Annotated in this window: 24 protein-coding genes and 1 pseudogene; 12 read left to right on the top strand and 13 right to left on the bottom strand. The window is 69.6% G+C overall.

The features are described from left to right. Nucleotides 1–620: 620 nt before the first annotated feature. The 3 genes from AB0M08_RS26925 to AB0M08_RS26915 are packed head-to-tail and all read right to left on the bottom strand — an operon-like array spanning nucleotide 621 to nucleotide 5,235. A complete protein-coding gene (locus AB0M08_RS26925; protein ID WP_364498678.1) occupies nucleotides 621–1,991 on the bottom strand; it encodes a GH1 family beta-glucosidase in 1,371 nt (456 codons plus the stop codon). A gap of 23 nt (nucleotides 1,992–2,014) precedes the next feature. Next, nucleotides 2,015–3,205, bottom strand: a complete 1,191-nt coding sequence (locus AB0M08_RS26920; protein ID WP_364498675.1) for an MFS transporter — start codon at nucleotides 3,203–3,205, stop codon at nucleotides 2,015–2,017. After that, nucleotides 3,202–5,235 carry a hypothetical protein gene (locus AB0M08_RS26915; protein WP_364498672.1) on the bottom strand — a complete coding sequence of 678 codons (2,034 nt, stop codon included), beginning with the start codon at nucleotides 5,233–5,235 and terminating at the stop codon, nucleotides 3,202–3,204. Before AB0M08_RS26915 ends, AB0M08_RS26920 begins: the two co-directional genes overlap by 4 nt. Nucleotides 5,236–5,415: 180 nt before the next feature. On the opposite strand from AB0M08_RS26915, the gene AB0M08_RS26910 reads away from it, so the two are divergent. Continuing rightward, complete coding sequence (locus AB0M08_RS26910) at nucleotides 5,416–6,228, top strand: 1,4-dihydroxy-6-naphthoate synthase (RefSeq protein WP_364498669.1); 813 nt, start codon at nucleotides 5,416–5,418, stop codon at nucleotides 6,226–6,228. A gap of 24 nt (nucleotides 6,229–6,252) precedes the next feature. Here the strand turns inward: AB0M08_RS26910 and AB0M08_RS26905 are convergent, their stop codons facing one another. From AB0M08_RS26905 to AB0M08_RS26895, 3 genes are read right to left on the bottom strand one after another with little or no spacing between them, the layout of a single operon-like run. Continuing rightward, on the bottom strand, nucleotides 6,253–6,651 hold the full coding sequence (locus tag AB0M08_RS26905; protein ID WP_364498666.1) for a cold-shock protein: 399 nt from the start codon (nucleotides 6,649–6,651) through the stop codon (nucleotides 6,253–6,255). A 46-nt stretch (nucleotides 6,652–6,697) separates the two neighbouring features. Further along, entirely contained in the window at nucleotides 6,698–7,324 is a 627-nt protein-coding gene (locus AB0M08_RS26900; RefSeq protein ID WP_364498664.1) for a haloacid dehalogenase-like hydrolase, read from the bottom strand. Next, nucleotides 7,321–7,518, bottom strand: a complete 198-nt coding sequence (locus AB0M08_RS26895; RefSeq protein ID WP_364498661.1) for a hypothetical protein — start codon at nucleotides 7,516–7,518, stop codon at nucleotides 7,321–7,323. The genes AB0M08_RS26900 and AB0M08_RS26895 overlap by 4 nt, the downstream gene beginning before the upstream one ends. Nucleotides 7,519–7,597: 79 nt before the next feature. Here AB0M08_RS26895 and AB0M08_RS26890 point away from each other — a divergent pair, with 79 nt between their 5' ends. Then, nucleotides 7,598–10,051, top strand: coding sequence for a helicase-associated domain-containing protein (locus AB0M08_RS26890; protein ID WP_364498659.1), 2,454 nt, complete (start codon nucleotides 7,598–7,600; stop codon nucleotides 10,049–10,051). 128 nt (nucleotides 10,052–10,179) lie between these two features. Beyond that, the gene (locus AB0M08_RS26885; RefSeq protein WP_364498656.1) at nucleotides 10,180–11,841 is read left to right on the top strand and encodes a DNA repair helicase XPB; all 1,662 of its coding nucleotides are present in this window, start codon (nucleotides 10,180–10,182) and stop codon (nucleotides 11,839–11,841) included. On the opposite strand, the gene AB0M08_RS26880 is transcribed toward AB0M08_RS26885, so the two are convergent. Both AB0M08_RS26880 and AB0M08_RS26875 read right to left on the bottom strand, forming a co-directional pair. Continuing rightward, a complete protein-coding gene (locus AB0M08_RS26880) occupies nucleotides 11,838–12,287 on the bottom strand; it encodes a hypothetical protein (protein ID WP_364498653.1) in 450 nt (149 codons plus the stop codon). The two genes, AB0M08_RS26885 and AB0M08_RS26880, sit on opposite strands and share 4 nt — an antisense overlap. Beyond that, entirely contained in the window at nucleotides 12,284–12,628 is a 345-nt protein-coding gene (locus AB0M08_RS26875; RefSeq protein ID WP_364498651.1) for a PadR family transcriptional regulator, read from the bottom strand. Before AB0M08_RS26875 ends, AB0M08_RS26880 begins: the two co-directional genes overlap by 4 nt. A gap of 227 nt (nucleotides 12,629–12,855) precedes the next feature. Here AB0M08_RS26875 and AB0M08_RS26870 point away from each other — a divergent pair, with 227 nt between their 5' ends. Next, complete coding sequence (locus tag AB0M08_RS26870; RefSeq protein ID WP_364498648.1) at nucleotides 12,856–13,419, top strand: type II toxin-antitoxin system antitoxin SocA domain-containing protein; 564 nt, start codon at nucleotides 12,856–12,858, stop codon at nucleotides 13,417–13,419. Nucleotides 13,420–14,092: 673 nt separating this feature from the next. On the opposite strand, the gene AB0M08_RS26865 is transcribed toward AB0M08_RS26870, so the two are convergent. From AB0M08_RS26865 to AB0M08_RS26855, 3 genes are read right to left on the bottom strand one after another with little or no spacing between them, the layout of a single operon-like run. Next, the gene (locus tag AB0M08_RS26865; protein ID WP_364498645.1) at nucleotides 14,093–15,490 is read right to left on the bottom strand and encodes an Ig-like domain-containing protein; all 1,398 of its coding nucleotides are present in this window, start codon (nucleotides 15,488–15,490) and stop codon (nucleotides 14,093–14,095) included. A gap of 17 nt (nucleotides 15,491–15,507) precedes the next feature. Beyond that, complete coding sequence (ligD, locus tag AB0M08_RS26860; protein ID WP_364498642.1) at nucleotides 15,508–16,401, bottom strand: non-homologous end-joining DNA ligase; 894 nt, start codon at nucleotides 16,399–16,401, stop codon at nucleotides 15,508–15,510. Then, nucleotides 16,376–17,326: a DNA ligase gene (locus AB0M08_RS26855; RefSeq protein WP_364498639.1), complete on the bottom strand. Its 951-nt coding sequence runs from the start codon at nucleotides 17,324–17,326 to the stop codon at nucleotides 16,376–16,378. The genes ligD and AB0M08_RS26855 overlap by 26 nt, the downstream gene beginning before the upstream one ends. A 94-nt stretch (nucleotides 17,327–17,420) precedes the next feature. On the opposite strand from AB0M08_RS26855, the gene AB0M08_RS26850 reads away from it, so the two are divergent. From AB0M08_RS26850 to AB0M08_RS26835, 4 genes are all read left to right on the top strand, one after another. Next, nucleotides 17,421–18,365: a Ku protein gene (locus AB0M08_RS26850; RefSeq protein ID WP_364498637.1), complete on the top strand. Its 945-nt coding sequence runs from the start codon at nucleotides 17,421–17,423 to the stop codon at nucleotides 18,363–18,365. Nucleotides 18,366–18,416: 51 nt separating this feature from the next. Further along, nucleotides 18,417–18,905, top strand: a complete 489-nt coding sequence (locus tag AB0M08_RS26845; protein WP_364498634.1) for an NUDIX domain-containing protein — start codon at nucleotides 18,417–18,419, stop codon at nucleotides 18,903–18,905. A gap of 60 nt (nucleotides 18,906–18,965) precedes the next feature. Further along, entirely contained in the window at nucleotides 18,966–20,252 is a 1,287-nt protein-coding gene (locus tag AB0M08_RS26840; protein ID WP_364498631.1) for an MFS transporter, read from the top strand. A 721-nt stretch (nucleotides 20,253–20,973) separates the two neighbouring features. Continuing rightward, nucleotides 20,974–21,870 (top strand): helix-turn-helix transcriptional regulator, encoded by an 897-nt coding sequence (locus AB0M08_RS26835; RefSeq protein ID WP_364498628.1) that lies wholly within the window; start codon nucleotides 20,974–20,976, stop codon nucleotides 21,868–21,870. An 86-nt stretch (nucleotides 21,871–21,956) separates the two neighbouring features. Here the strand turns inward: AB0M08_RS26835 and AB0M08_RS26830 are convergent, their stop codons facing one another. Beyond that, the gene (locus AB0M08_RS26830) at nucleotides 21,957–22,403 is read right to left on the bottom strand and encodes a DUF2231 domain-containing protein (RefSeq protein ID WP_364498627.1); all 447 of its coding nucleotides are present in this window, start codon (nucleotides 22,401–22,403) and stop codon (nucleotides 21,957–21,959) included. Nucleotides 22,404–22,851: 448 nt separating this feature from the next. Here AB0M08_RS26830 and AB0M08_RS26825 point away from each other — a divergent pair, with 448 nt between their 5' ends. The 4 genes from AB0M08_RS26825 to AB0M08_RS26810 all read left to right on the top strand — a co-directional run bounded on the left by AB0M08_RS26825 (nucleotide 22,852) and on the right by AB0M08_RS26810 (nucleotide 24,854). Further along, nucleotides 22,852–23,289 carry a DUF6232 family protein gene (locus AB0M08_RS26825; protein WP_364498624.1) on the top strand — a complete coding sequence of 146 codons (438 nt, stop codon included), beginning with the start codon at nucleotides 22,852–22,854 and terminating at the stop codon, nucleotides 23,287–23,289. Between the two features lie 316 nt (nucleotides 23,290–23,605). Then, nucleotides 23,606–23,800: a DUF397 domain-containing protein gene (locus AB0M08_RS26820; RefSeq protein WP_364498622.1), complete on the top strand. Its 195-nt coding sequence runs from the start codon at nucleotides 23,606–23,608 to the stop codon at nucleotides 23,798–23,800. A gap of 278 nt (nucleotides 23,801–24,078) precedes the next feature. Further along, nucleotides 24,079–24,273, top strand: a complete 195-nt coding sequence (locus AB0M08_RS26815) for a DUF397 domain-containing protein (RefSeq protein WP_364498619.1) — start codon at nucleotides 24,079–24,081, stop codon at nucleotides 24,271–24,273. A 62-nt stretch (nucleotides 24,274–24,335) separates the two neighbouring features. Next, nucleotides 24,336–24,854 (top strand): DUF6226 family protein, encoded by a 519-nt coding sequence (locus tag AB0M08_RS26810; protein ID WP_364498617.1) that lies wholly within the window; start codon nucleotides 24,336–24,338, stop codon nucleotides 24,852–24,854. Between the two features lie 383 nt (nucleotides 24,855–25,237). On the opposite strand, the pseudogene AB0M08_RS26805 reads toward AB0M08_RS26810, so the two are convergent. Continuing rightward, nucleotides 25,238–25,569, bottom strand: a pseudogene (locus tag AB0M08_RS26805) (transcriptional regulator); the annotation flags it as partial.

The raw sequence follows: 25,569 nt of genomic DNA, 5'->3' as shown, positions 1-25,569 counted from the left end.
TTCCGGCGGGATCGCCACCAGCGGGGGTCGCGGGATGAGCGTTCTCGGTCATGGCCCGGGTCGGGGGTTATCCACAGCCGGGGTTTGTCCACAGGGCCCCGGGCCAAGATCGCCGTTTTCTGCCACTGTTCCGTGAGGGATGGGGGTTTCCCCCGGTCGGGGTGGGCCCCGACTGGCCGGACTTGATCAACATTTCATGATCAACTACGGGTTGGATCTTGGTGGCTGGTGCTCAGGGGTGTGTCGGCGGGCTGGAGAGACCCGTGAGCGCCAGCTTTCCCGGCGCGGCTGGCGTTCACGGGTCACTCGGAGCGCCCGAGACACCCCTGACCACCAGCCGACCGGCCCGAGGCACCCCGGATCGCCAGCCAAAACCAGCGGCTGGACGTCGAGGCCGCCCCCACAGAGCATGATCGTGACCTCGGACCGCCCCCCGACCCGCACCCCATCCAATCGAAGATCAAAAACCAACGTGGATCTTGGCGGCACGCGGGACGACGCGAGCGGCCGAAATGGCGGCGCGGGACGACGCGAGCGGCCGAAATGGCGGCGCGGGGCGGTGGAGACGGCCGTGGGTTGCCGCTCTACCGCCCCGCGCCTCTTTGTGGGTGGTGGATGGTCTACGCGGGCCTGGACTGGGCGGCGATCAGGTCGCGGTACCAGTACCAGGAGTCTTTGCGGGTACGGTGCTGGGTCTCGAAGTCCACGTGGATCAGGCCGAAGCGCTCGTCATACCCCGCCGCCCACTCCAGGTTGTCGAAGGCCGACCAGACGTAGTAGCCGTCCACCCGTACGCCGGCCTCGATCGCGTCCTGGACGGCGTGCAGGTGGGCGTCGAGGTACGCGATCCGCCGCGGGTCGTGGACCCTGCCGTCGGGGCCGGGGGCGGCGTCGTGGAACGAGGCACCGTTCTCCGTGATGATCACCGGGGGGAGGTGCGGATAGCGGTCCTTGAGGCTGGTCAGGATCTCGGTCAGCGCGCCCGGCACGATCGCCCACCCGAAGTCGGTGCGCTCGTCGCTCTTCACCGGGACCGGCGAGAACGGCAGGCCCTCCGGGATGTCGACCTCGAGGACGCCCGAGTAGTCCTTGCCTGCCTTGGGCGCCTCGATCGCCGTCGGCTCGTAGAAGTTGACGCCGTAGAAGTCCAGCCGGGCGCCGATCAGCTCCAGGTCCCGGTCCAGTTGAGCGTCCTCGGTGCCGACACCGGCGCGGATCATCTCGTCGGGGTACTCGCCGAGCAGGATCGGGTCGGAGAACGTCCAGTTGGTCAGCGTCCGGAAGATCTCGGCGGCCATCTGGTCCTCCGGGTCCTCGCTGGCCGCCGCGACCGGGAAGTGCTGGTTGGCGATGCCCACCGAGGTCGCACCGTGCGTACGCAGAACCTGAACCGCCAGTCCGTGGGCGAGCAGCTGATGATGCGCCGCCGGAAGGGCCGCCAGCCCGAGTCCGCGAGCCGGAGCATGGTCGGCGAGCCCGTACCCGTAAAGGGTGTGGACGTTCATCTCGTTGAGGGTGATCCAGTCGTGGATCCGGTCGCCGAGACGGACCGCGAGGGCACTGGCGTAGTCGGCGAGGCGATGCGCGGTGTCCCGGTTGAGCCAGCCGCCGCGGTCCTCCAGTTCCTGCGGGAGATCCCAGTGGTAGAGCGTGGGCACCGGGCGCACCCCGGCCGCGAGCAGCGCGTCCACCAGACGGTCGTAGAAGTCGAGCCCGGCCGGGTTCACCGTCGCGCCGCCGGGCATCACCCGAGGCCAGGAGAAGGAGAACCGGTAGTCCTGTACCCCCGACGCGGCGATGTGCGCCACGTCCTCGGCGTACCGGTGATAGTGATCGATGGCGACCCGGCCGTCCGCGCCGTTACGGATCCGGCCGGGTTGTGCGGCGAAGGTGTCCCAGATGCTCGGGCCCTTGCCGTCGAGGTCGGCGGCACCTTCGATCTGATAGGCGGACGTCGCCATTCCGAACCGGAATCCGGGAGGGAACTGCATCAGGTCTTCCTTTCAGAAGTGCATCACGGCAGTGCCCGCAGACGGGGCAGGCAGACCAGGGCGAGGAGCGCCGCGGCCGAGGTGACGAGGTACAGGGCCGGGTAGCCGCCGAGCCCGGTGACGATCGGCGCGGCGAGCACCGGCGCGAGCAGCTGCGGCAGGGTTCCGGCCACGTTCGCGACGCCGAGCATGGTGGCCCGGGTCTCGGCGTCCGGCAGCACGTGTGTCATGACGGCCATGTCCACCGCCACGTACGCACCCCAGCCCACCCCGACCAGCACCGAGGCGGCCAGTACCACGGGGACCACCGGGAACAGGGCCATCAGGACGGTGCCGGCGGTCATCACCACCGCGCCGACGGCCACGAAGATCTTCCGCTTCCCCCGGCGGTCGGAGAGCACGCCGCCCGTCGCGCCCGCGATCCCGGCGAAGACCACGTTGACCACGGTCACCACCAGCACCCAGGTCGCGGCGTCGGTCACGCCCACCTCGTCCGAGAGGTAGTAGTAGAGGTAGACCAGCACCAGCGCGTTGGAGAGGTTGAGCAGGAAGCGCATCGCCCAGGCCCAGGCGAACTGGGCGCCGGGCCGCAGCAGCACCCGCCACTGGATCCGTTCCCGTTCGGCCTGCCGGTCCAGCGCCGGTTCCCGATTGATCAGCAGAAGGGCGAGACCCAACAGGGGTACGGCCACCGCCACCGCGAGGTACCCGGGTGTGCCCTGCCCGACGGCGACGGCCAGCGCGGTGCCGAGGACGACGCCGATGATCTGGGCGACGCCGAAGAGCGCGCCGACCGTACCGCGCTGCTGTTCCGGAACCCGGTCGCCGATCAGCGCGGCGAGCGCGGCGAGCGGACCGTTGAGACCGGTCTGGACCAGTACCCAACCGATCACCATGACCCCGGTGGAGCCGGCGGCGGCGAGGACCAGCAGGCCGGCCACGCCGATCACGGTCCCGGCGATGAAGATCAGCCGCCGGGACCGCAGCCGGTCGGAGAGGGCGCCCCAGAGCGGGTTGGACACCATCGACGCGGCCGCGCCGACCGCGGTGACCAGCGCGAGGAGCGCCTCCTTGCCGTCCGTACCGGCGAGCCGGGCCGCCTGTTCCGGCAGCAGGATCTGGATCGGCCCGAACCAGCCGGCGGCGACACCGACCATGGCCAGGACGTACGCGGTGATCCAGCCCCGCCGGACCGGAACGGCGGTCACGGTCATGAGCGGGCTTTCTCCCACATCTCGACGTACGCCTCGGCCCCGTTGAGCAGCTGCTTCTTCAGGGTCGCCTTGTCCGAGCCGGCCTGGTTGACCAGGTCGGTGACCCAGTCGGCGTAGAGGCCGTACTGGGCGACGCCGTCGGTGTTCAGGTCGAAGGTGCGGGTGCCCCAGACCTGCTTGTTCACCGTGGTGCCGTTGGTCGCGGTGAAGGGGTAGGTGAGCGGGCTGGATCCGGCGGTCAGGCGCGGGGCAGCCTGGGGACCCAGCCCGTTCACGTCGGTGCCGACCCCGTACCCGGTGATCTTCGAGCCGTTGGCGAGGGCCGTGTTGGCCCGCCACTCGTCCAGGAAGGTCGGGGTGCCGGAGCCGTCGTCGGTGGCGGCGAAGGCGTAGCTGGCGACGAAGCCGCCGAGGCCGAGGACCCGGTTGACCAGGGTGCGGTCCGCCCAGGTGTGCACCGAGGTGACACCCGCGTAGTTCGCCGCCTCGGCCATGTCGAGCACGGCGGACGCGGTTTTCACGCCCATGTGGTCGATGTGGATGATCATGCCCCGGTCCATCATCTGCTGGATCAGGTACTTACCGAGCGTGGTGAGCCCGCGGATGTTGCAGATCTTGCCGCTCGGGTAGACCGGGAGGATGGTGCCGGCCGGCAGCGAGACGCCGAGCTCCAGCAGCTTCGCCAGGTCATCGCTGACCAGCGGCTGCTCATTGTCGGACGGCCCCTCGCAGCTGGTCGCCTGCCACCAGTGTCCACTGGAGAGCAGCTGACCGACATTGATCGCCGCACCGGTGACGCCCTCGTCGAAGCGGGTGCCGCCGAACGCGTTGTCGAACTTGTGCACCGGGTAGAACCCGCTCACCCCGAAGCTCTGCAGCTCGTCGAGCCCGGCGTCGATGTCCGCGGTGGTGCACTGCGGCACGTCGTTGATCTCGCGGCAGCCGAAGATCTCCGAGTTCTCCACGCCGATGGTGACGGCGAGCTTGCCCTGGGCGGCGATGGCGCGCACCTGCTCCGGCGTGGTGGCCAGCCGGAAGAAGCCCTTGCCTGGTCCACCGCTGCGGGCGTCGATGTAGTCCTGCATCTTGTACAGGTAGGCGGCCTGCGCCCGGATCTGGTCCATCTCGTCGCAGGAGGTGTGCTCCAGCGTCAGGTCACAGATCACCCGGTTCGCCACCAGCAGCACGTTCAGCACCCGCTGGCCGGACATCCAGGTCCGTTCCAGGCTCCTGAAGTACGACGCCTCGTGCAGCATCGTGTCCGTTTGCGGCCAGTCGGTGAAGGTCGGCCAGCCCTGCTCGGAGGAGTTGATCGGGTCGGTGCCCGCGATGATCGCCTCCAGCAGCGCGCCCCAGCCGAGCGTCGCGTGCGAGGCACAGCCCTTCAGGGCCACTTCCACCCCACCGCTGGCGTACGGGTCACCGCAGTGCATCGACCCGCCGAACGCCTCGGCCGCGGTGACGTGCGCGTGTGCGTCGATCCAGCCGACCAGGTTCCCGCTGGCGTCCACGCCCGCGGCGGGAGTCCCGCTGACCCCGGTCGCGATGTCCGGCACCGCGGCGCACCCGGTCGTCGCGGTCAGCGCCATCGTCGCGCTACCCGCACCGAGCCCACCCCAGTACGAGCCCATCTGCTGCCCGGTGGCCGTCGAGACGAACCTGTACTGACCGGAACCGTTCACGCTGACCGTCCAGTCGGCACGGTCGCCGTACGAGTCGCCGGCCCACACCCAGCCCAGCGTGCTCTGGTAGGGCGGCGCCCCGTCACCGTCGCGCAGCAGGTAGCGCCCGAGCTGGGTGGCCTCGAAGCGGAACGGCTCCGCCTTCGACGCCGTGCTGGTGAAGCCGTACCCGACCGAGTCTTTGAAGACGTAGCCGAGCGAGGTGGAGCCGTTGTACGCCTGGAGGGTGACGCACGATCCCTCCAGGTCATAGGCGGGAGTCCAGGTGTCCGCGGCCTCGGCCGGAGCGGAGAGCCCGCCGACGAGTCCCAGCACCAGGACGCCCGCGACGAGCTTGGATGGTTTCACCAGCGGAGACGGCACGCACACCCCCTTGGTCGATCACATGATCCAACAAAACGGAGTATGAGGCGCAGGTCACCGTTAAACCAGAGGTGAAGATGAATATTTTCCTGTGAACGGCGATGTGAACAGCCAGACAGCCGCCGGACCGGGCGGACGGCCCCGGGCGGGACTAGCGTGAGGAACGTGGCGCTCTCCCTCGCGGTCTCCCCCTGCCCCAACGACACCTTCGTCTTCCACGCCCTGATCCACGGCCTGGTCCCCGGCGCTCCTCCGGTCGACCTGACCTTCGCGGACGTCGACGTCACCAACACCGCGGCCGAGCGCGGCGAGTTCGACCTGGTCAAGGTGAGCTACGCGGCGCTGCCCTGGCTGCTCGACGATTACGAGCTGCTGCACTGCGGCGGTGCGCTGGGCCGGGGCTGCGGTCCGCTGGTGCTCACCCGCGAGGGCCGGTCGGACCTGAACGGCGCGACCGTCGCGGTGCCGGGCGACCGAACGACCGCCTACCTGCTCTTCCGCCTCTGGGCCGAGGGCCAGCGGCCGGCGAGGATCGAGGTGGTCCCGTTCCACCAGATCATGCCGGGCGTCGCCGACGGCACGTACGACGCCGGCCTGGTCATCCACGAGGCCCGGTTCACCTATCCGAGGTATGGGCTGACCGCCCTGGTCGACCTCGGCGAGTGGTGGGAGTCGGACACCGGCCTGCCCATCCCGCTCGGCGCGATCCTGGCGAAGAAGGGCACGGTCGACCCGGCCGCCGCCACCGGGTGGGTCCGCGAGTCGCTGCGGTACGGCTGGCTGAATCCCGCCGCCAGCCAGGAGTTCATCCTCGCCAACGCGCAGGAGATGGAGCCCGCGGTGGTGAAGCAGCACATCGAGCTCTACGTCAACGAGTTCACCCTTGAGCTGGGCAGAGACGGACTCGCCGCCGCCGACGCCCTCCTGGGACGCGCGGCGGCGGCGGGATTGACGCCTGCGGTGCCGTCGTTCGTCTAGCCCGTATTTCGGAACCCGGGCAGCTCAGATCTCGAATTCGCGGGCGACCGCGTGCACGAGCTGCGCGATCTTCAGTGAGGTCTTCTTCTCGGGGTAGCGCCCACGCTGGAGGGCCGGCTGCACCTGGCTCTCCAGCACCTTGATCATGTCCTCGATCATGCTGGCCAGCTCCTCCGCCGGGCGGCGGCGCGCCTCGGCGTCCCGCTGCACCAGGGACGGCGGCGCGTCCAGCAACTTCACTCCGAGCGCCTGCGCGCCCTTGCGGCTGTCCACCACGCCGAACTCGATCCGCTGGCCCGTCTTCAGCTCGGTGACTCCCGCCGGCAGAGCGCCCTTGGGCAGGAAGACGTCACCGCCCTCATCGCTGGTGACGAACCCGAATCCCTTCGTCGCGTCGTACCACTTCACTCGACCCGTGGGCACCGCTGACCTCAACTTCACTCAATGGACACAACTGCTCACGGATAGGCTATCCAGCCGCGGGCGAAGACCCAACTGCAATCTCGCCGAGCAGTGCCGGGAACCCGGTCAGATCGGGCAGCAGATATGCCGCTCCGGCCTCCCGCAGCTCCGCCTCCGAGCACGGTCCGGTGGCCACGCCGATACCGGGGATCCCGGCCGTACGCGCCGCCACCATGTCCGCCGTGTGGTCGCCCACGTAATACCGCACACCGTGCTCCACCAGCGCGGATGCCTTGCCCTCCGCGAAGAGGTCACCGGCCAGTTCATCGGCGCGCATGCTCAGATGATCGAGGTGTAGACGGGCCAGACGGCCCAGCTTCGAGGTGACCACGACCACCCGCAGGCCCGCCGCGCGGACGGCGCTCAGCGCCTCGAGCGCACCGGGAGTTGGCACTGAAGGGGTGATCGCGTAATCCGGGTAAAGCCCCCGGTAGGTGGTGACCGCGGCCTCCACGTCCGCCGGCGGAAACCACTCGCCCAACTCGGTCCGCAGCGGCGGCCCGAGCCGGGAGACCGCCAGGTCGGCGTCGACGAAGACGCCGGTCCGGGCGGTGAGCTCCCGATACGCCGCGCGGATGCCCGGCCGCGAATCGACCAGGGTCATGTCCAGGTCGAAGCCGACCGCGCCACTCACTGGTTGCTGAGCGGGATGTACGTGATCCGGTCGATCGGCAGCGGGAAGGTCTGGTCGTCGCCGAAGGGCGACGGGGCGGCGGCCCGGTCGGAGATCAACTCGGAGACGTGGATCTGACCCTTCATGTCCACGCCACGAACCTTGCCCTCCGTCGTCGGAACGGCGGTGCCCGCGGTGCTGGCCTTCGACGCCACGTTCGGTCCTCCTCGCAATCAAGATCCGGCCACGCCCGGACCCGTCACCATCGTCCCATGAACGTTAGCGTTGAAGACGATGGCCACCACATTTGCGGATCAACTCCGGTCGCTCCCCGACGAGGCGCTCGGCGCGCTCCTCCAGCTGCGCCCCGACCTCGTCGTTCCGGTGCCCGCCGACATCTCCGCTCTCGCCGTACGCGCACAGTCGCGTGGCTCGGTCAGCCGCTGCCTGGACGGGCTGGACGAGTTCACCCTGCTGATCCTGGACGCCGCCCGGGTCACCCGGGCCGCTGACACCGCCCTGACCTCGGTCGACGCCATCCTGGAGCTGGCCACCGGGGTGGACCCGGACGACGTACGGGTGGCGGTGGACCGCCTCCGGGTGCGGTTCCTGCTGCACGGCCCGCCGGAGGCGCTGCAGGTCGTCGGCGCCGTCGACGAGGTCACCTCGCCGTACCCGGCCGGTCTGGGCCGCCCCGCCGACTACCTGGACCCCCGGGCCGCCACGCTCTGCGCCGACGGGGCGAGGCTGCGCCGCACGGTGCTCGCCGCCCCGCCGGGCGCCCGCGCCGTGCTGGACCGCCTCGCCGCCGGCCCGCCGGTCGGCTCGCTGCGCCGGCCCGCCCTCCAGCGTGACCCGGCGACGGCCCCACGAGACCCGGCCGCGGGGTCCGGCCGGTCGGAGGCACCGACCGCCGAGCCGATCCGCTGGCTGGTCGAGCAGCACATCCTGGTGCCGATCTCGGAGGCCGGCCGGGCGCCGCGCGCCGACGGCGAGCTGGTCGAACTGCCCCGCGAGGTGGGCCTGCTGCTGCGCCGGGAGAGCGGGCCGCTGGGTGTGCTGCGCCCGTTCCCGCCGCGGCCCGACGCGGCGGTCCGGGACGTCAAGGCGATCGACTCGGCCGGTGCCGGGCAGACCATGGAGGCGGTCCGGGCCACCGAGGCGATCCTCGAGGCGCTGGCGGCCGAGCCGGCTCCGGTGCTGCGTACCGGCGGTCTGGGCGTCCGTGACCTCAAGCGCCTCTCCCGGGCCGCCGGCCTCGACGAGCCGGGCGCCGCGCTGCTGGTCGAGGTCGCGTACGCGGCCGGCCTGCTCGGCGAGTCCGAGGTGAACGCCGCCCGCACCGCCGGCGGCGCCCAGGACGTGTTCCTCCCCACCGGCGCGTACGACCTGTGGCGGGCGACCGGCGTGGCCCGCCGCTGGGCGACCCTGGCCCGTACCTGGCTGACCATGACCCGCCAGCCCGGACTGGTCGGTGCCCGGGACGAGCGGGACCGCCCGATCAACGCGCTCTCCCCCGACGCCGAGCGGGCCGGTGCGCCGCAGGCCCGCCGGGAGGCCCTGGACGCGCTGACCGGTCTGCCGCCCGGCTCGGCGCCCGCCGTCGACGACCTGCTCGGGCTGCTGGCCTGGCAGGCGCCCCGGCGCGCGCGTGGCCGGGAGGCCGTACACCGGGACGCCTTCACGGGTGCCGCGCTGCTGGGGGTCACCGGGCTGAGCGCGCTGACGTCGTACGCGAACCTGCTCTTGAACGATCCCGCGGAGAACGACAGCGACCCGCTCGGCCTGCACCCGGAGGACGCGCCGGCGGACGCCGTGCGCGCGCTGGACCACCTCCTGCCCGCGCCGGTCGACCACGTGCTGGTGCAGGCCGACCTGACGGTGGTGGTCCCCGGGCCACCCGAGCCGGAGCTCGGCGCGGAACTCGACGTGATCGCCGAGCCGGAGTCGGCAGGCGGCGCGAGCGTGTTCCGGGTCACCCCGGCGAGCGTGCGGCGCGCGCTGGACGTCGGCTATCGCGCCGACGATCTGCACACCCTCTTCCGCCGCCGGTCCCGTACGCCGGTCCCGCAGACCCTGACCTACCTGATCGACGACGCGGCACGGCGGCACGGCGGTCTGCGCAGCGGATCGGCCGGCTCCTACCTGCGCAGCGACGACGAGGCGCTGCTCGCCGAGGTGGTCGCGGACAAGCGGCTGAGCACCCTGGAACTGCGCCGGATCGCGCCGACCGTGCTGGTCAGCCCGCGGCCAGTGGCCCGGCTGCTCGGCGCGCTGCGCGAGGCGGGCTTCGCCCCGGTGGCCGAGGACGCGGGCGGCGCGGCCGTGCTGAGCAGGCCGAAGGCCCGCCGGGCGCCGAGCCGGACACCGCGGATCGCCGAGCCGTCCGGGCCGCCGCAGCTCTTCGGCCCGCGCCTGGCCGGCGTGGTGGAGCAGCTGCGGCGCGGCGATCTCGCCACCCGCGCGGCCCGTCGGGCGCCGGTCACCGTCCGCGCCGCGCAGGGCCAGGCGGTGCCCGGGCTCACCGCGGTGCAGCAGCACAGCCAGGCGATGGCGGTGCTGCAGCAGGCGGTCCGGGACAAGACGCGGGTCTGGGTGGGGTACGTCGACTCGCACGGCGCCACGCTCTCCCGGCTGGTCCGCCCCGTCTCGCTGAGCGCCGGATACCTGCGAGCCGAGGACGAGCGCGGCGAGAGCCTGCACACCTTCGCGCTGCACCGGATCACCGCGGCGGTCACCGAGGAATGATCATGGGGTCGCTGCCCCCCGTTGAGCCGCGACCCCTACCTACACACGCGCAAGCCGTCCGGAATGTTGCACGCGGATCCGTGGCAAACTGAATGGTTGGCTTTTGCTGGGTGAGGGGCGGACAACGGGTGAGCAACGGACCACTGATCGTTCAATCGGACAAGACCCTCCTGCTGGAGGTGGATCACCCGGACGCGAAGGCCTGCCGGATGGCGATCGCGCCCTTCGCGGAGCTGGAGCGCTCGCCCGAGCACGTGCACACGTACCGCCTGACCCCACTCGGCCTGTGGAACTCGCGGGCCGCCGGCCACGACGCGGAGAGCGTGGTCGACTCCCTGATCAAGTATTCGCGCTATCCGGTCCCGCACGCGCTGCTGGTCGACGTCGCCGAGACGATGGACCGGTACGGCCGTCTCCAGCTGCTGAACGACCCGGTGCACGGCCTGGTCCTGCGCGGCCTCGACCGGATCGTGCTGATCGAGGTCGCCAAGTCGAAGAAGCTGGCCGGGATGCTCGGCGCGAAGATCGACGACGAGACGATCGCGGTGCACGGCTCCGAGCGCGGACGTCTCAAGCAGGCCCTGCTCAAGCTCGGCTGGCCCGCCGAGGACCTGGCCGGCTACGTCGACGGCGAGGCACACGAGATCTCGCTGGCCGAGGACGGCTGGACGCTGCGGTCGTACCAGCAGGAGGCGGTCGACGGCTTCTGGGCCGGTGGCTCCGGTGTCGTCGTGCTCCCCTGCGGCGCGGGCAAGACGCTGGTCGGCGCGGCCGCGATGGCGACCGCCAAGGCGACCACGCTGATCCTGGTGACCAACACGGTGGCCGGGCGCCAGTGGAAGCGGGAGCTGCTGGCCCGCACGACGCTGACCGAGGAGGAGATCGGCGAGTACAGCGGCGAGCGCAAGGAGATCCGGCCGGTCACCATCGCGACGTACCAGGTGCTCACCTCCCGGCGCGGCGGCGCCTTCACCCACCTCGACCTCTTCGGCGCCCGCGACTGGGGCCTGGTCGTCTACGACGAGGTGCACCTGCTTCCCGCCCCGATCTTCCGGTTCACCGCGGACCTGCAGGCCCGGCGCCGGCTCGGCCTCACCGCGACGCTGGTCCGCGAGGACGGCCGCGAGGGCGACGTCTTCTCGCTGATCGGCCCGAAGCGGTACGACGCCCCGTGGAAGGACATCGAGGCACAGGGCTGGATCGCCCCGGCCGAGTGCGTCGAGGTCCGGGTCACGCTCACCGAGGCGGAGCGGATGTCGTACGCGGTCGCCGAGGCCGAGGAGCGGTACCGGATGGCGGCGACCGCGCGTACCAAACTCCCGGTGGTGAAGGCCCTGGTCGAGAAGCACCCGCAGGAGCAGGTGCTGGTGATCGGCGGCTTCCTCGACCAGCTGCACACGCTGGGCGAATACCTGGACGCCCCGATCGTCGAGGGCTCGACCACCAACAAGGAGCGGGAGCGGCTCTTCGACGCGTTCCGCTCCGGTGAGCTGCGCACCCTGGTGCTGTCGAAGGTCGGCAACTTCTCCATCGACCTGCCCGAGGCCGCGGTGGCGATCCAGGTCTCCGGCACCTTCGGCTCCCGCCAGGAGGAGGCGCAGCGACTCGGCCGGGTGCTGCGTCCCAAGGGCGACGGACGGCAGGCGCACTTCTACACCGTGGTCTCCCGGGACACCATCGACACCGAGTACGCCGCGCACCGGCAGCGGTTCCTGGCCGAGCAGGGGTACGCGTACACCATCGTGGACGCGGACGACGTGCTCGGCCCGCCGCTCCCGCAGGTCGACTAGCCGGTCACGGTCGGCACCGGCGCCACCTCGGCCGGTGCCGACCCCACCTCGGCCGGCGCCGTCGCGACCTCGGCCGGCACCGGCCGCGTCTCGCTGCCGCCGGCGAAGGCGAAGAACGCGCAGAACATCAGGACGACCAGCACCGCACCGCCGGCCGCCGCGGCCACGATCCAGGTCGTCCGGCGCGACGGCTTCGGCGCCGGCCTCGGTGGCCGGGTGCCGGCCTCGTCGTACGCCGCCGCGGCCACCACCTCGGGGCTGCCGAGCCGCTCCAGGATCTCCAGCAGCTCCCCTTCGGACTGCACGTTGCGCTCGGTCCGCTCGGAGGCGATGTGCGCCGCCAGGTCGGCGAGCAGCTCCCGCCTCTGCAGCAGAGGGAGCCCGCTCAGGCGCAGGTCAACCTCGTGCAGGTACTCACCGACGACGTCGGTCTGGTTCGCCTTCATGCGTCCTCACCCGTTCCCACAAGGCGGTCGACGGTCCCTCGAAACGAGACCCACTCGGTGCGGAACTGCTCCAGCGCTGCCCGCCCGTCCGGCGTGAGGCTGTAGTACCGCCGGGGCGGCCCGCTGGGCGACTCGGCCCATTTGCTGTCCAGTAGACCGCCCCGCCGCAACCGCGACAGCAGCGGATAGATGGTGCCCTCGGAGGCCGCGAGACTCCGCTCCTCCCCGAGCCGCCTCACGATCTCGGTGCCGTACCGGTCCTCCCGCTCGACCATGGCGAGCACACAGAACTCGAGCGTCCCGCGTCTCAGGCCGGAGGCCAAATGCGCGACATCTGCCATGCGAAGCAGAGTACCTTGCGCCGCAAGGTAGGTCGAGGCATGGATGCCAAACAGCCCGCGAACGGTGAATTAGAACTTTTGTTCGACTAGAATGGCTCTCGAAAGCGGTCGCATATCCTGTGGGATGCTGGATATGCACCACTGGACGAGTTAGGGGTGATCACGTGGTGACGGCTGACGAGCTCGCGTCTGTGATCATCGCGCGGTCCGGGCCCTGGATCGATGCCATGAGCCTCCAGAAGCTCCTCTACTACGTGCAGGCCTGGCATCTGGCCATCACCGACGAGCCCCTGTTCGAGGAGGAGATCCAGGCGTGGCGAGACGGCCCGGTCGTCTACGACGTGTGGAGCACCCGCAAGAGCCAGGCAACCCGCCGCGCGGCCGCACAGAACGTCGATGAAGTCGACCTCGACGATCTCGCTTCGGACCTGATCGACCTCGTCCTGAGCGTCTACGGGTCGATGTCCGGCGAGGAGCTGAGCGTGCTGACCCACGTGGAACGGCCCTGGCAGGAGGCCCGAGGCGACCTGCCACCCGAGGCCGGCTGCAGCAACGTCATCAGCCCCGACTCGATGGCGCGGTTCTACCGCGCACATCGCCGCCTCGGCGGCCGGACGGCGACCGACCTCGCCACCGTCGGTGTTCACCTTCACCAGCCGACATCGTCCGGCCCGGTCGACATCGACGCGATCCTCCGCTCACTCGACGACGATTCCGCAGACGTCGGCGACGAGCGCTGGGGCGGCGCCAACCTCGATCCCGGCGAGCACGCGACCCGCGTGGACGCCTGAGCGATGGAGAAGGCCGAGGCCCAGCGGCATCTCGTTCTCTTCGATTGCAACATCTACCTCGATGCCGCCGAGCTTCTCGGCGCCCCGTTCACCTGGGACGCTCTACGCTCACGAATCGCACGGCTCGCACGGGACCCGGTACCGCATCCCACGGACCCGGCCCACGACTCTCTCCGCGCCATCGGCATCTGCACGTCCGGCCGTTTCGCCGGTGACCAACTGCTGGAGGTATGGACATGTGCCCACGTCAACAGTGTGGTCCGAAGAAAGGCACAGGAGTCCACAACGCCGGATCCGGCCACCGGATATCGCGGCCTGGGATGGTCGGCCGAACACGCCCAAGCCCTTGTCGATGACTTGATCATCGATCTGACCAGGCAGTCCTCCGGCGGCGATCTGGGAAACCCGTTCCCGGACGGCAATCCGCCCCTCGACCACGAAGATGGAAAAGGTCTATGGCGCCTGTCGGCACCTCGGCCAGACGGATCTGCTGGCGAACGTCTACTGCGTGACACGGGACAAGGGCTTTCTCACCGCCTACCGGGACGGCAGGCTGGGCGATCACAGCCGCGTCCTGTCACCGAGCACGTTCATCCAGCTGATCAGGGCGGCGAGCATGCAGCGCTCTATGCGAGCCCTGCGCCCGCCACCTCGGCCATGATCCCTTCCACGATCAGCGGCGCCAGGTGCGCGCCTTCGAGGTGGTTACGTTGCCCGCCCTGTCGTAGGCGCGGAGCTTGACCGTGAACTTCTTGCCGTACTTCTTGGCGTTCACGGTGAAGGCGTAGGCCGCCTTCGTGTCGGTGGCGACTACCTTGCCGTTGACCAGCAGCTGCACCTTGGCGACGCCGTTCCGGTCGCTCGCCGACGCCGTCACCTTGATCTTCGACCCGTGGCGCGATGCCGTCGTCGTCAGCTTGGGCTTGGTGTTGTCGACCACGACCGTGCGCCGCACGACCGCGTGATGCATGAAGACGTCGTAGACGTCCCAGGTCATGGTGAGCTTTCCGTCACCGCCCGCGGGGAACCAGGCGGTGGCGGTCGGGCTCACCAGCTCGTAGTTGTCCGTGCCACGCGGGACGATGGAGAGGACGGAGGATACGTCCGTGGCGGTCAAGCGGCTCTTGACGGTGGCGCCACGGACCAGGGCGCCGGACGCCGGCGTCAACGATGTCACCGTCGGCGCGTCGGCGTCCACCGTCACCGTGAAGTCCTGCGTCGAGGCGTACCCGTTGATGTCCCAGCCGCGGAACTCCAGGTTCGCGGTACGGCTCTTCGCACCCCAGTCGTAGGAGAAACCGCCGGTCCGGTCGGTGGAGACCAACGCGCCGTCGACCCACCACTCGACGTGGTCCACTCCCGACTGATCCTGATAGGACGGCCGGGACAGCCCGTGCGTCCCGTCCGAGAAGACGTAGGAGTCTCTCCAGTTGGGGAAGGAGACCACCGGACCCGCATTGTCGATCTCGTAGTAGCGGCTGTAGGCGGTGTCGAGGCCGGCCCGGTCGACGACATCGATCGTCACCCGGCCGTCGGTCGCCGCCACGGCGGTGTCCCAGCTCAGCTCCCAGGGCGCCGAGGTCGCCCGGCTGATCTCCGTATCGCCGTCACGGAGGATCACCGCGGCGACATCGTCCGGCAGGTCCGAGGCGGTGATCGTGGTGACGCCGTGCACCAGCGCGTTGCTCGCGGGTGAGACCGTCGCGGTGGGTGAGATGAAGTCGGTGTGCACCGGAGTGCTCAGCTCGCTGTAGTTCCCGGCCTCGTCGTAGGCCCGGACGGTGACGTCGAAGTCGGTGTCGGTCGGCACCCCGAGCGACATGATCTGAACCCCGGTCGATCGGGCGATCGCACCGGTGTACTTGCGCGTATGACCGTCGATCATCGTCCACACCGCCGTGACGTCATCGGCGATGACCGGATGGAACAGCGTCTGGTAACTGATCAGCTGACCGTCGGTCAGGCCGGTGGTGGAGAGGAGGGCGGCGTCGTCGGCGAGGGCCGGGGTGCCGGGAGCGAGCAGGAGCGAGGGAATCAGGACCGCCGTGACGATCCCCCGTGAGAAGCGCACGTCGGGACGCTAATCGATCATGGAACGGGCGGTCCAGAGGAAATGAGGTGAGAAAGTAGATCGCCGGAGGCCGCCACCCGCGCCAGCACCTCCGCCGGACCGAATTGTCGCGCTTCCGCCTCCCCCACCGCGATCGCCGCGGTCTCGTCCCAGGTCAGCGGGGTCGACACGGCCGGGACCGGGCCGGCGCGCAGCGAGTACGGCGTCACCGTCGTCTTCGCGGCGCTGTTCTGGCTCCAGTCGATGAAGACCCGGCCGGGGCGCAGCTGCTTCGCCATCTTCGCGGTGATCGAGCCGGGCACCATCGTGGCCAGGTCCTCGGCGACCCGCTTGGCGTACCCGGAGACCACCTCGGCGTCCTGGGTGCCCGAGATCGGGCAGCAGAGCTGCATGCCCTTGCGCCCGGAGGTCTTCGGGAACGCGGTGATGCCGTCCGCCGCCAGGCGCTCCCGGATCAGCACCGCCACCGCGCAGCACTCCCGCAGCCCAGCCGGCGCGCCCGGGTCCAGGTCCACCACCAGCAGGTCCGGGTCGGCGCCGATCCGCCACTGCGGGGTGTGCAGCTCGATCGCAGCCAGGTTCGCGAGCCAGACCAGGGTGGGCAGCTCGTCGACGACCACGAAGTCGATGGTCTCCCGGCTCCTCGTGGAGCCCGGCACCGGGAGCGTCTCGAGGCGTACCCAGGACGGGGTTCCGCCGGGCCTGTTCTTCTCGAAGAAGTGCGCGCCGTCGACGCCGTCGGGGTACCGGATCCGGGTCACCGCCCGGTCGCGCAGATGAGGCAACAACACCGGGGCGATCCGGGTGTAGTAGTCGATCATTTCGCCCTTGGAGAAGTCCGGAAACATCATTTTGTCCAGATTGGAGAGCTGGACCTCCCGGCCGTCAATCGTGACCAGCAGCGGCTTCATCGGCGCACTCCGAGGGCAGCTTGTCGTCGCGGAGCCGGAGGAATCGGGGGAACCGCAGTCTCCGGTCCGGCGTCTCGTTTCCGTATTTGATCTCGGCGACCAGTTCCGGGCGTACCCAGAAAGCTCCCCGGGAATCCTCGCGCGGCACCGCTCCGGGCGCGAACGGCGAGACGTCGCTGGCGAGCGGCGCCAGCCGCGAGAGCAGATCCTTCTCGGTCACGGCGCCGATCCCGCCACCCACCCGCCCGCGGAAGGCCAGCCCCTCGGGCGTGGGTACGCCCACCAGCAGCCCACCCAGCTTGCGCGCACCGGGACGCCAGCCGCCGATCACGTAGTCCCCGGTCCGGTCGAACTTGATCTTGACCCAGTCCGGCGAGCGGCGCCCGGCCAGGTAGACCGAGTCGGAGCGCTTCGCCATCACGCCCTCGAGCCGGTTCTCCCGGGCGGCGGCCGCGGTCGCCGGACCGTCGCCGAACGAGGGCGGCACCATCCAGCGCTCCCCGGCCAGGTCCAGCTCCTCCAGTCGCTCCCGGCGGGCCAGATAGGGCAGCCCGGTGTAGTCCATCCCGTCGAGGTAGAGCAGGTCGAAGATCAGGTAGGTGGCGGGCAGCGTCGCGGCGAGTCGCGCGGCCCGTGTTCGATCGCGGACATGCATGCGCTCGGCGAGCGCGGTGAACGACGGCCGGCCGGCCGCGTCGAAGACCACCATCTCGCCGTCGAGCAGCGTCCCCTCGGGCAGGTGCAGGTCGGCGATCTCCGGGTACGCGGCGGTCACCACGGCACCCGAGCGCGCGAAGAGCTCCGGCGAGGGACCGAAAAGGGCCAGCACCCGAACGCCATCCCACTTGAACTCATAGCTCCAGTCCGGGCCCAGCGGCAACCCGCCCGCGGTTGCGAGCATCGGGGAGAGGGGTGCACCCGGCACTCGATCACCATAGGCAAAAGCGTTCACCTTACGCAGGTGTCTCAGTGATGCCATCCTGATCAGGATGGCTCTGACGTCGGGATGAAGGATCTTCATGCGTGCGATCTGGAAAGGCGCGGTCTCGTTCGGCCTGGTGTCGATCGCCGTCAAGCTGTATTCCGCCACCGAGGAGAAGGACATCCGTTTCCACCAGGTGCATCGCACCGACGGCGGCCGGATCAAATATCAGCGCACCTGTGCCGTCGACGGCGAGGTGGTCAGTTATGACGACATCGCCAAGGGCTACGACATCGGCGGCGGGGAAATGGTGATCTTGACGGACGAGGATTTCGCGGAACTGCCGTTGAGCACCTCACGCGCGATCGACGTACTCGAATTCGTTCCGGCCGATCAAATCGACCCGATCCTCTTCGCGAAGGCCTATTACCTCGAACCGGAGGGACAGGCCGCGAAGCCCTACATCCTGCTGCGCGACGCCCTGCGGGACGCCGACCGGGTGGCCGTCGTCAAGATCGCGATCCGTCAGCGTGAGCAGCTCGCCACCCTACGGGTCCGCGACGACGTGCTGGTCCTCAACACCATGCTCTGGCCCGACGAGGTGCGTACCCCGGAATTCGGTTTCCTCGACGACGACATCGAGACCCGCCCCGCCGAGCTCGCGATGGCCGGCTCCCTGATCGACTCGATGGCCGCCGACTTCCGGCCCGCCGACTTCACCGACGACTACCGCGCCGCCCTCCAGGAGGTCATCGACGCCAAGGTCGAGGGTCGCGAGGTGGTCCAGCCCGAGGAGGCGGAGGAGGCCGCTCCCGCGGCCATCGATCTCATGGCGGCGCTCAAGGCCTCCGTCGAACGCGCACGCTCAGCACGAGATTCCTCCAGTACGCCGTCCGAGCCCCCACCCGCTCAAAAGGCGGCCGCCCCGGCGAAGACCGCACGCGCCGCCCCTGCCACGAAGACTCCCGCGAAGAAGGCTCCCGCGAAGAAGGCACCGGCCAAGAAGGTCACCGCCGCGAAGGCCGCCAAGAAGTCCGCGTGACTACGCTCGGCCCATGGGCTATGAATCTGATCTTCGCGGTGGGGTGGTCCGGTGGGGCTGACGTGGGCGGAGTCGTACCTGGGGAAGGTGCGCGCGAGCATCGGCGACGTCGACACGATCTTCTTCGTCGGCGCCCGGACGCTGGTCTTCGACGAGGATCGGCGACTCCTGCTGATCCAGCGCTCGGACAACCACCGCTGGGCGATCCCGGCGGGCGCGATGGAGCTGGGCGAGAGCATGGAGGAGTGCGCGAAACGCGAGCTCTGGGAGGAGACCGGTCTCACGGCCACCTCGCTCACGCCGTACGCGTTCTACACCGCGATCACCTACACCAACCAGTACGGCCACACGTACCAGCAGGTACTGATGTCCTTCATCGTGCACACCTGGGAGGGTGAGCTGCTCCGGCAGACCGACGAGAGCGTGGACGCCGGCTTCTTCGCGCTGGACGCCATGCCCGGCGACCGCTCGCTGGTGATCGAGGAGGCGCTGGCCGATCTCGCGACGTTCCAGGAGACCGGCAGGCTCGTCATGAAGTAGCCCGGTCATGGCGCATATCGCGATGCGAGAAACCGCTCACATCCGGCAGGATGGCCCGTTGTGACATCCCGCAAGCGCCTGAGCCTGGACCTGACCCCGCTGCGCACGTCCCGGGACTTCCGGCTCGTCTTCACCGGCGGGGTGGTAACCAGCTTCGGTTCGTTCATCAGTTACGTCACCATCCCCTACCAGGTCGCGAAGCTCACCGACGACCCGCTCATGGTCGGCCTGCTCGGCGTCTGCGAGCTCGCCCCGCTGCTGATCATGGCGTTCGTCGGTGGCGCGCTCGCCGACTACCTGGACCGGCGGCTGCTGGTCCGGGGCAGCGAGCTGGCGCTCGCCCTGGTCTGCGGGCTGCTGCTGATCAACTCGCTCTCCGCCGAGCCGCACCTCTGGCTGCTCTACATCGCCGCGTTCCTCACCGCGGCGATCGCCGGGCTGCAGCGTCCGGCCCTGGAGGCGATGGTCCCGCGCCTGGTGACGCCGGAGCAGTTGCCGGCCACCATGGCCCTGCAGTCGCTCGGCGCCCAGTTCGCCCAGCTCTTCGGCATGCCACTGGCCGGCATCCTGCTCGCCAGCGTCGACCTCGCCTGGGTGTACGCGATCGACCTCGGCACCTTCGTCGTCTCGCTGATCTGCCTCACCCTGGTCAAGGCGGTCCCGCCGCCCCCGGCCGCCGACCGGCCCTCGCTGAGCAGCGTGGTCACCGGCCTCCGGTACGCCAAGTCCCGCCCCGAACTGCTCGGCACGTACCTGGTCGACATCAACGCGATGTTCTTCGGCATGCCCTCCGCGCTCTACCCGTTCCTCGCCGAACGCCTCGGCGGCGCCGGCGTGCTCGGCCTGCTCTACGCGGCACCCGCCGTCGGCTCCCTGCTGGCCACCCTCGGCTCCGGCTGGACCGCCCGGGTACACCGGCACGGCCTGATGGTGCTGGTCGCCGCGGCGTTCTGGGGTGTCGGCATCACCGGTGTGGGCCTCTCCCACACGCTCTGGTTCACCCTGTTCTGCCTGGCGTTCGCCGGCGCCGCGGACATGATCTCGGGCATCTTCCGCATGACCCTCTGGAACCAGACCATCCCCGATCACCTGCGCGGCCGGCTCGCGGGCATCGAGATGCTCTCGTACACGACGGGTCCGCTCACCGGTCAGCTCCGCTCCGGCCTGATGGCGCGGACCTCGCTCGGCGTTCCCGGCGCGATCTGGATGGGTGGCGTCTTCTGCGTGGCGGGCTGTGCCGTGCTCGGCGCGCTCCTGCCCAAGCTGGTCTCCTACGACGGCGAGCACGGCATGGCGTTGAAGAAGGCCGCCGACGAGGAGTGGGCCGCCTCCGCTGCCGCCCGCTGACGGTCCCGGCCGGCGTTCAGGGGTGCCCCCGCTCCGCGTCAGGCGCCCCTGAGCACCAGCCGGGACCGTGCCGGCCGAGACCGTGCCGGCCGAGACTGCGGAAACGCGACGGCCCCGGACCGGGGGAGGGTCCGGGGCCGTCGCTGCCCCCAGAAAGGTCGGCGGGCGCCGTCCGGCCCTTGTAGACGTCGACCGGCGCCGAGGTCCCCGACGTGATCGACAACCTCGTAGAGGAAGTCTGCGACCGGCGTGATGCCGCTTTCCAGCCATGGTGCGAACTATTGACCGTGCGGGCGTACGCCCTGGCCGAAAGGCTCGCGGGAAAGAACCGAAACGAGTTTGCCCGTTACAATTGGGTCCGGCGCGACGGCAGTTCGGCCATCGCGCCGGTAGGCAGGGTGCAACGTGGCACTCTGTCTGGTGGCGGATCGCCGGATAGCGTGCTTAGCTTGGTTCCAGTGCTACGCGGGCGGATTTTTGCGTAGCGGGGAGCAGTGACGGCGTCCGGCGGCAACCGGGCGCCGTTTGTTGTCCGACCCCCATTTCACTCCGCCCCTCCCGACGCCACACTCCACACCGGCGCGGCCGCAGACACACTCTCAGTGCGGCTGTCATGACTTAGTGCTTGCGGCGGCTGTTCTGATAGGACAGTAATAGGATGTCCGAAACCTCGCGGTCACCGTCCGTCGAGGTACGAGCAACGATCTGATGGTGAAAAGACATGGCTGAGGGTGACTCGCCCACGGTCGCGCGCCGACGCGTGCGGCTTGCAGTCCGCGAGGCGCGCGAGTTGGCAGACCTCACTCAGGCCCAGGTCGCCGAGGAGATGGAGTGGTCGCTCAGCAAGGTCATTCGGATTGAGAACGGCGACGTCAGCATCTCTCCGAACGACCTGCGGCCCCTGCTGAACTACCTCGGCGTCCGCGACAAGGCGATGACCACGTCGCTGATCGCCGACGCGCGACTCGCCCGGACCCGGCAGACCGCCTGGTACCAGACTCCCGAGTTCCGGGAGAACCTGACCGACTCCCTCCGGAAGCTGACCGAGTACGAGAACGAGGCCACGCAGATCCGGTCGTACACGATCTATTACGTCCCCGGCCCCCTCCAGACGCCGGCCTACTCGCAGGCGCTGATGACCCGCTTCGAGGACGAGCTCAACGAGAGCCAGCGCGAGCTCCGCATCGAGGCCCGGCGCCGGCGCCGCGAGGCACTGCTGACCCGGACCAAGGCCGACCGGGTCCGCGTCTACGTCATGTTCGACGAGGGCGTGCTGCGCCGGAGCATCGGCGGCCCAACGGTCTTCGCCGAGCAGCTGCGCGAGATCCGGCGGCTCGCCGAGGAGCACCTCATCATGGTCCGGATGGTGCCCTTCTCGCTCGACGCCTCGCTCACCAACAACGCCAGCTTCGACCTGCTGGTGCTCGGCGAGGGCGAGGTGCTGTACCGCGAGACCGGCCTGAACGACGAGATGATCGAGGACCGGGACACCGCCGCCAAGCACCGCGCCCGGTACGAGAAGGTGTGGCACGAGGCGGCCACCGAGGAGGAGACCCTCGACTTCATCAGCGACCAGATCCGCACGCTGGAGACCGGGAACACCGGCCGCCGGCGCTGAACCCGCACGGGGCCGCTCAGAGGTTGCGCCGGCCGGATCTTCAGGGAGCCCGTTCAGCAGGTGCGCCGGCCGAATCTCCCAGCCGCTCAGAGGTTGCGCTGGCCGGCGACCGCGCGCGCGAAGGCGGGGGCGTGGCCGTTCGCCAGCCGGCCGGCGAACCACGATCCGTACCCCGCGAGAGCGAGGGCGAGCAGCTCGACCAGGAACAGTCCGCCGCCGGCCACCCGGTCCTGAGCGCGCACCCGGACCATCAGGATCACCGCGAACACCACCAGCACGCCCATGTTGATCAGGGTGCGGAGCACGCCGAGCCGGCGGTCCTGCGGGCGGCGCACGATCGCCGCGTCCACCGCGCCGGCCAGGGTCGCGAGGATACCCGTCACCAGGCCCGCCACGATGTTCCAGTAGGCCAACGCGCCGAGGATGGTAGGCCCACCCAGCAAATCGGCGATATCGAATAAAACGGCCATCGCGAACAGCCCGAGCGGGAACATCACGAGGATGGGCTGCACCGCCTGGCCGGCGACGCTCAATCGGCTCTCCATCGGGTTTCGCCCTCCCACCTGCGTCGATCGCGCAGGTTCATCGCGGAATCCTCGGTTGGCCTACCCGGCGTCTCCGGCGACGAAACGCCACCCTCCATGCTCCCCGACACACCCGGGGCCCGGCCCGAGGTTTCCGTCATCTGCTACATGGCAAATTGACGAGTAGCGGTCAGGATGGTGGCGTGCTTCACTGGCTGTAGAGCAACAAGGGCGGAGTTGGAGGGAGAGACCAAACAACGGCACCCGGCGGCAAACGGGTGCCGTTGTCCACCTCTACTGCACTGCGTCCTCTACTGCACCGCGTCAGTTACTGCCACTCAGTTACTGCCACTCAGTTACTGCACTGCGTCAGCGCGACCGCGAGGCGGGAAGTGTCTCTTCGCCAATGGTGGCCCAGCCTCCCCCACCTCGCAAGCAACCGCGAAGGGGAGTTCGCATGCGCACACGCACCTACTACCAGGGCCCCGACGCTGTGGTGACCGATGACCAGTTCGTTTGGCGTACGACGCCCGTCGCGCTGAACTTCGCCGTGCAGCATCTGCGCAATGTCGGTGTGGTCCAGACCCCCGCGCGCGTTCGATCGTTCGCGCCGCACCTCGCCGCCGGAATCCTGTTCACCTCGGCCGCGGCCTGGACCCTGCTCGCCGACCCGACGCTCTACGTATTCGGCTTCCTCGCCGTCGCCAGCCCCGCCGTGGCGGTCGTCTGGCGGCAACCCCGGCGCTGGGAGCTCCACGCGCAGTATCACGGAACCGCCGTGGTGCTCTATTCCTCCTCCGATGTACGGGTCTTCAACCAGGTCGGCCGAGCGCTCCGCCGGGCCATGGAAGACGGTCGACCAACCGCGTGGGGATACGGCCTGGCAGCCGCCTGACCAGCGGTGATGACCGCCTCCCTAACGAGTGACCCGGGCTTGTCACCCAAATCGGCACCTCGACGCCGTCGTTCTGATAGGACAGTACTAGGATATCCGCGACCTCGCTGGTAGCCGGTAGGCAATCTGCGAGGTGGCAAGTTGTTGCTGACCCGACGACTGCACCACACCGCACTCGAGAACGACATGATCGGCTTGCCTGCGGCAGCGCTTCCCAAACCTCGGAACGTGGCCACCACGCAACTGTTCCGAGCACATACGCATAGCCAAATGGCCGCGCCCAACGAGGGGCCCGGCGACCCATGGAAGGTCCCTGATGGAATCCATGAACACGCCCGCGTGGCGCAAGAGCAGCCGCTGCGGTACGTCGACCTGCGTCGAGGTTGCCAAGGTCGACGACCAGTACCTGATCCGCGACTCCAAGAACCCGGACGCCAGCGCTCTGACCTTCACGAAGGCCGAGTGGGACGCGTTCGTCGAGGGTGTCACGGCGGGCGAGTTCCGTTTCTGACGACTCTGATATACGAGGCTCGGCCCCCACTACGGCCTCCGGCCTCACCGAGTTCAGTCAGGTGAAAGCTCAGGACCGCCCGTCCCGCGCACGCCGCAAAGGCGCCGGGACGGGCAGGTCAAGAATAATCGCATAAACCATTTAAGGGTCTTTCAGACGTCGCATTCCTCGCTTTTCAGGCGATTTGCGGCGTCATTTCGCTTTCACTCACGTGAGGCATCTTCCGTGCCCGGTTCGTTCGCATACCGTGGATACGAACCCTGACGGAGGTGCACAAAATGATCGAAACGACGAATGGTCCGCAGTGGCGTCGTAGCAAACGATGCTCCAACGGCGCCTGTGTCGAGGTCGCAACGGACGGGGACCGGTTCCTGATGCGCGATTCCAAGGACCGGGCCGGAGCGCCACTCAGCCTCGACCGTGCGCAGTGGCACGGTTTCCTCGCTGGGATCAAGGCCGGAGATTTCGCCTGACGAACAATGGCGTATCCACCGGAGCACCGGGTGTCGCGGGCCGAGCGCGGCATACTGCACTGGTGGACGGTCATCCGCACGCCACCGATCCGGACCGCTTCCTCCGACTGCACGAGGCGGCCGAAACCCTGCTGGACGACCTCAACGAGCGCTACCAGGTGGAGCGCCGCGAGGCCAAGGAACCGCTCGGGCTCGACGAAGCGCTCGCGCGGACCGTCCGGCTCATTCCCCGTACGCCCACGGCGGCGCCACTGGCGATCCAGTTCACCGACACCGGCCTGCTCCTGCACTGCGGCCGCTGGTGGGCTGAGGCGCTCCCGACGTGCGCGTGCGACGACTGCGACGAGGACCCGGCGCGGCTTGGGGAGATGCTGCGCGCCCACGCCTCCGCCCTGGTCGAGGGCGGCCTGTGGGAACGGGTCCGGCGCGGCATGAGCGGATCCTTCTACGAGACCCGGCTGATCGGCGTCGGCGTCAAGTCGGACCAGGAGGGTCCGCTCTCCGCAGCCGGCGCCCGCGACGCCCGCCGCGGCGGTTTCGCCGCCGCCGTGCAATGGTCACCCTGGCAGCTCAGATCCTGAGGTCGACCCCGATGGTGACCTGCTTCCGGCCCTCACCGTCCGTCCCCGCCGGCGTGGTGCCCGCGGGGCTCACCTCGGCGCAGCCTGACGCGGTGCGGTCGGCCTGACGGGATTCCGGTGGCTGCCGGCGCGGGGATCCGGGGCCCTTCCGACCTGGTGCAGGCCACCGACCTGCACGAAGATGGAGCGGCGTTCCACCGCACGGCGGGAGGCGCAGATTCCACCGCGCCGCGCTGAGTGTGACAACGGGCAGAGCGGTCCGTCTCACGGGATCCAGCCTCACCCGCCGTCGCTAATCCGATCGTCATGGAGCGATCACGAGAAGTGGAGTGGATGGCCGTCCGCAGAGGCGGTGCCGCCGTCCGCAAACCTGCGGACGGCGATCAGGCGCCTACCGCCGGGTGGCTCGCCTCGGCCTCTTCGCGCAGCTCACCGGCCTCCGGCAGGCCCTGGCGTTCGACGCCATCGATCACCTCGACCACCCGCCACCAGTTCGACGGCACGATCCGCCCCGACCGCATCGCCGCACGCGCCTCGGCCGCCGCCTCCTCCGACTTCTCGGCGGCCAGCAACGCCAACCCGAGGTCGAGCTTCGCCGACGCGATCCGCCGAGGACGTGCACCCTCCTCCTCCAGCTCGGTGATCACATCCCGGGCCACCTGCTCAGCCGCCGGATCACCCACCCACGCCAGCGTCGTCGCCGCATACGCGTGCG

Origin of the sequence: Actinoplanes sp. NPDC051851, from assembly GCF_040681165.1 — a bacterium.
Classification (GTDB): domain Bacteria; phylum Actinomycetota; class Actinomycetes; order Mycobacteriales; family Micromonosporaceae; genus Actinoplanes.
The sequence above is the reverse complement of the archived record's forward strand: the minus strand, read 5'-3'. Positions and strand labels throughout refer to the sequence as shown.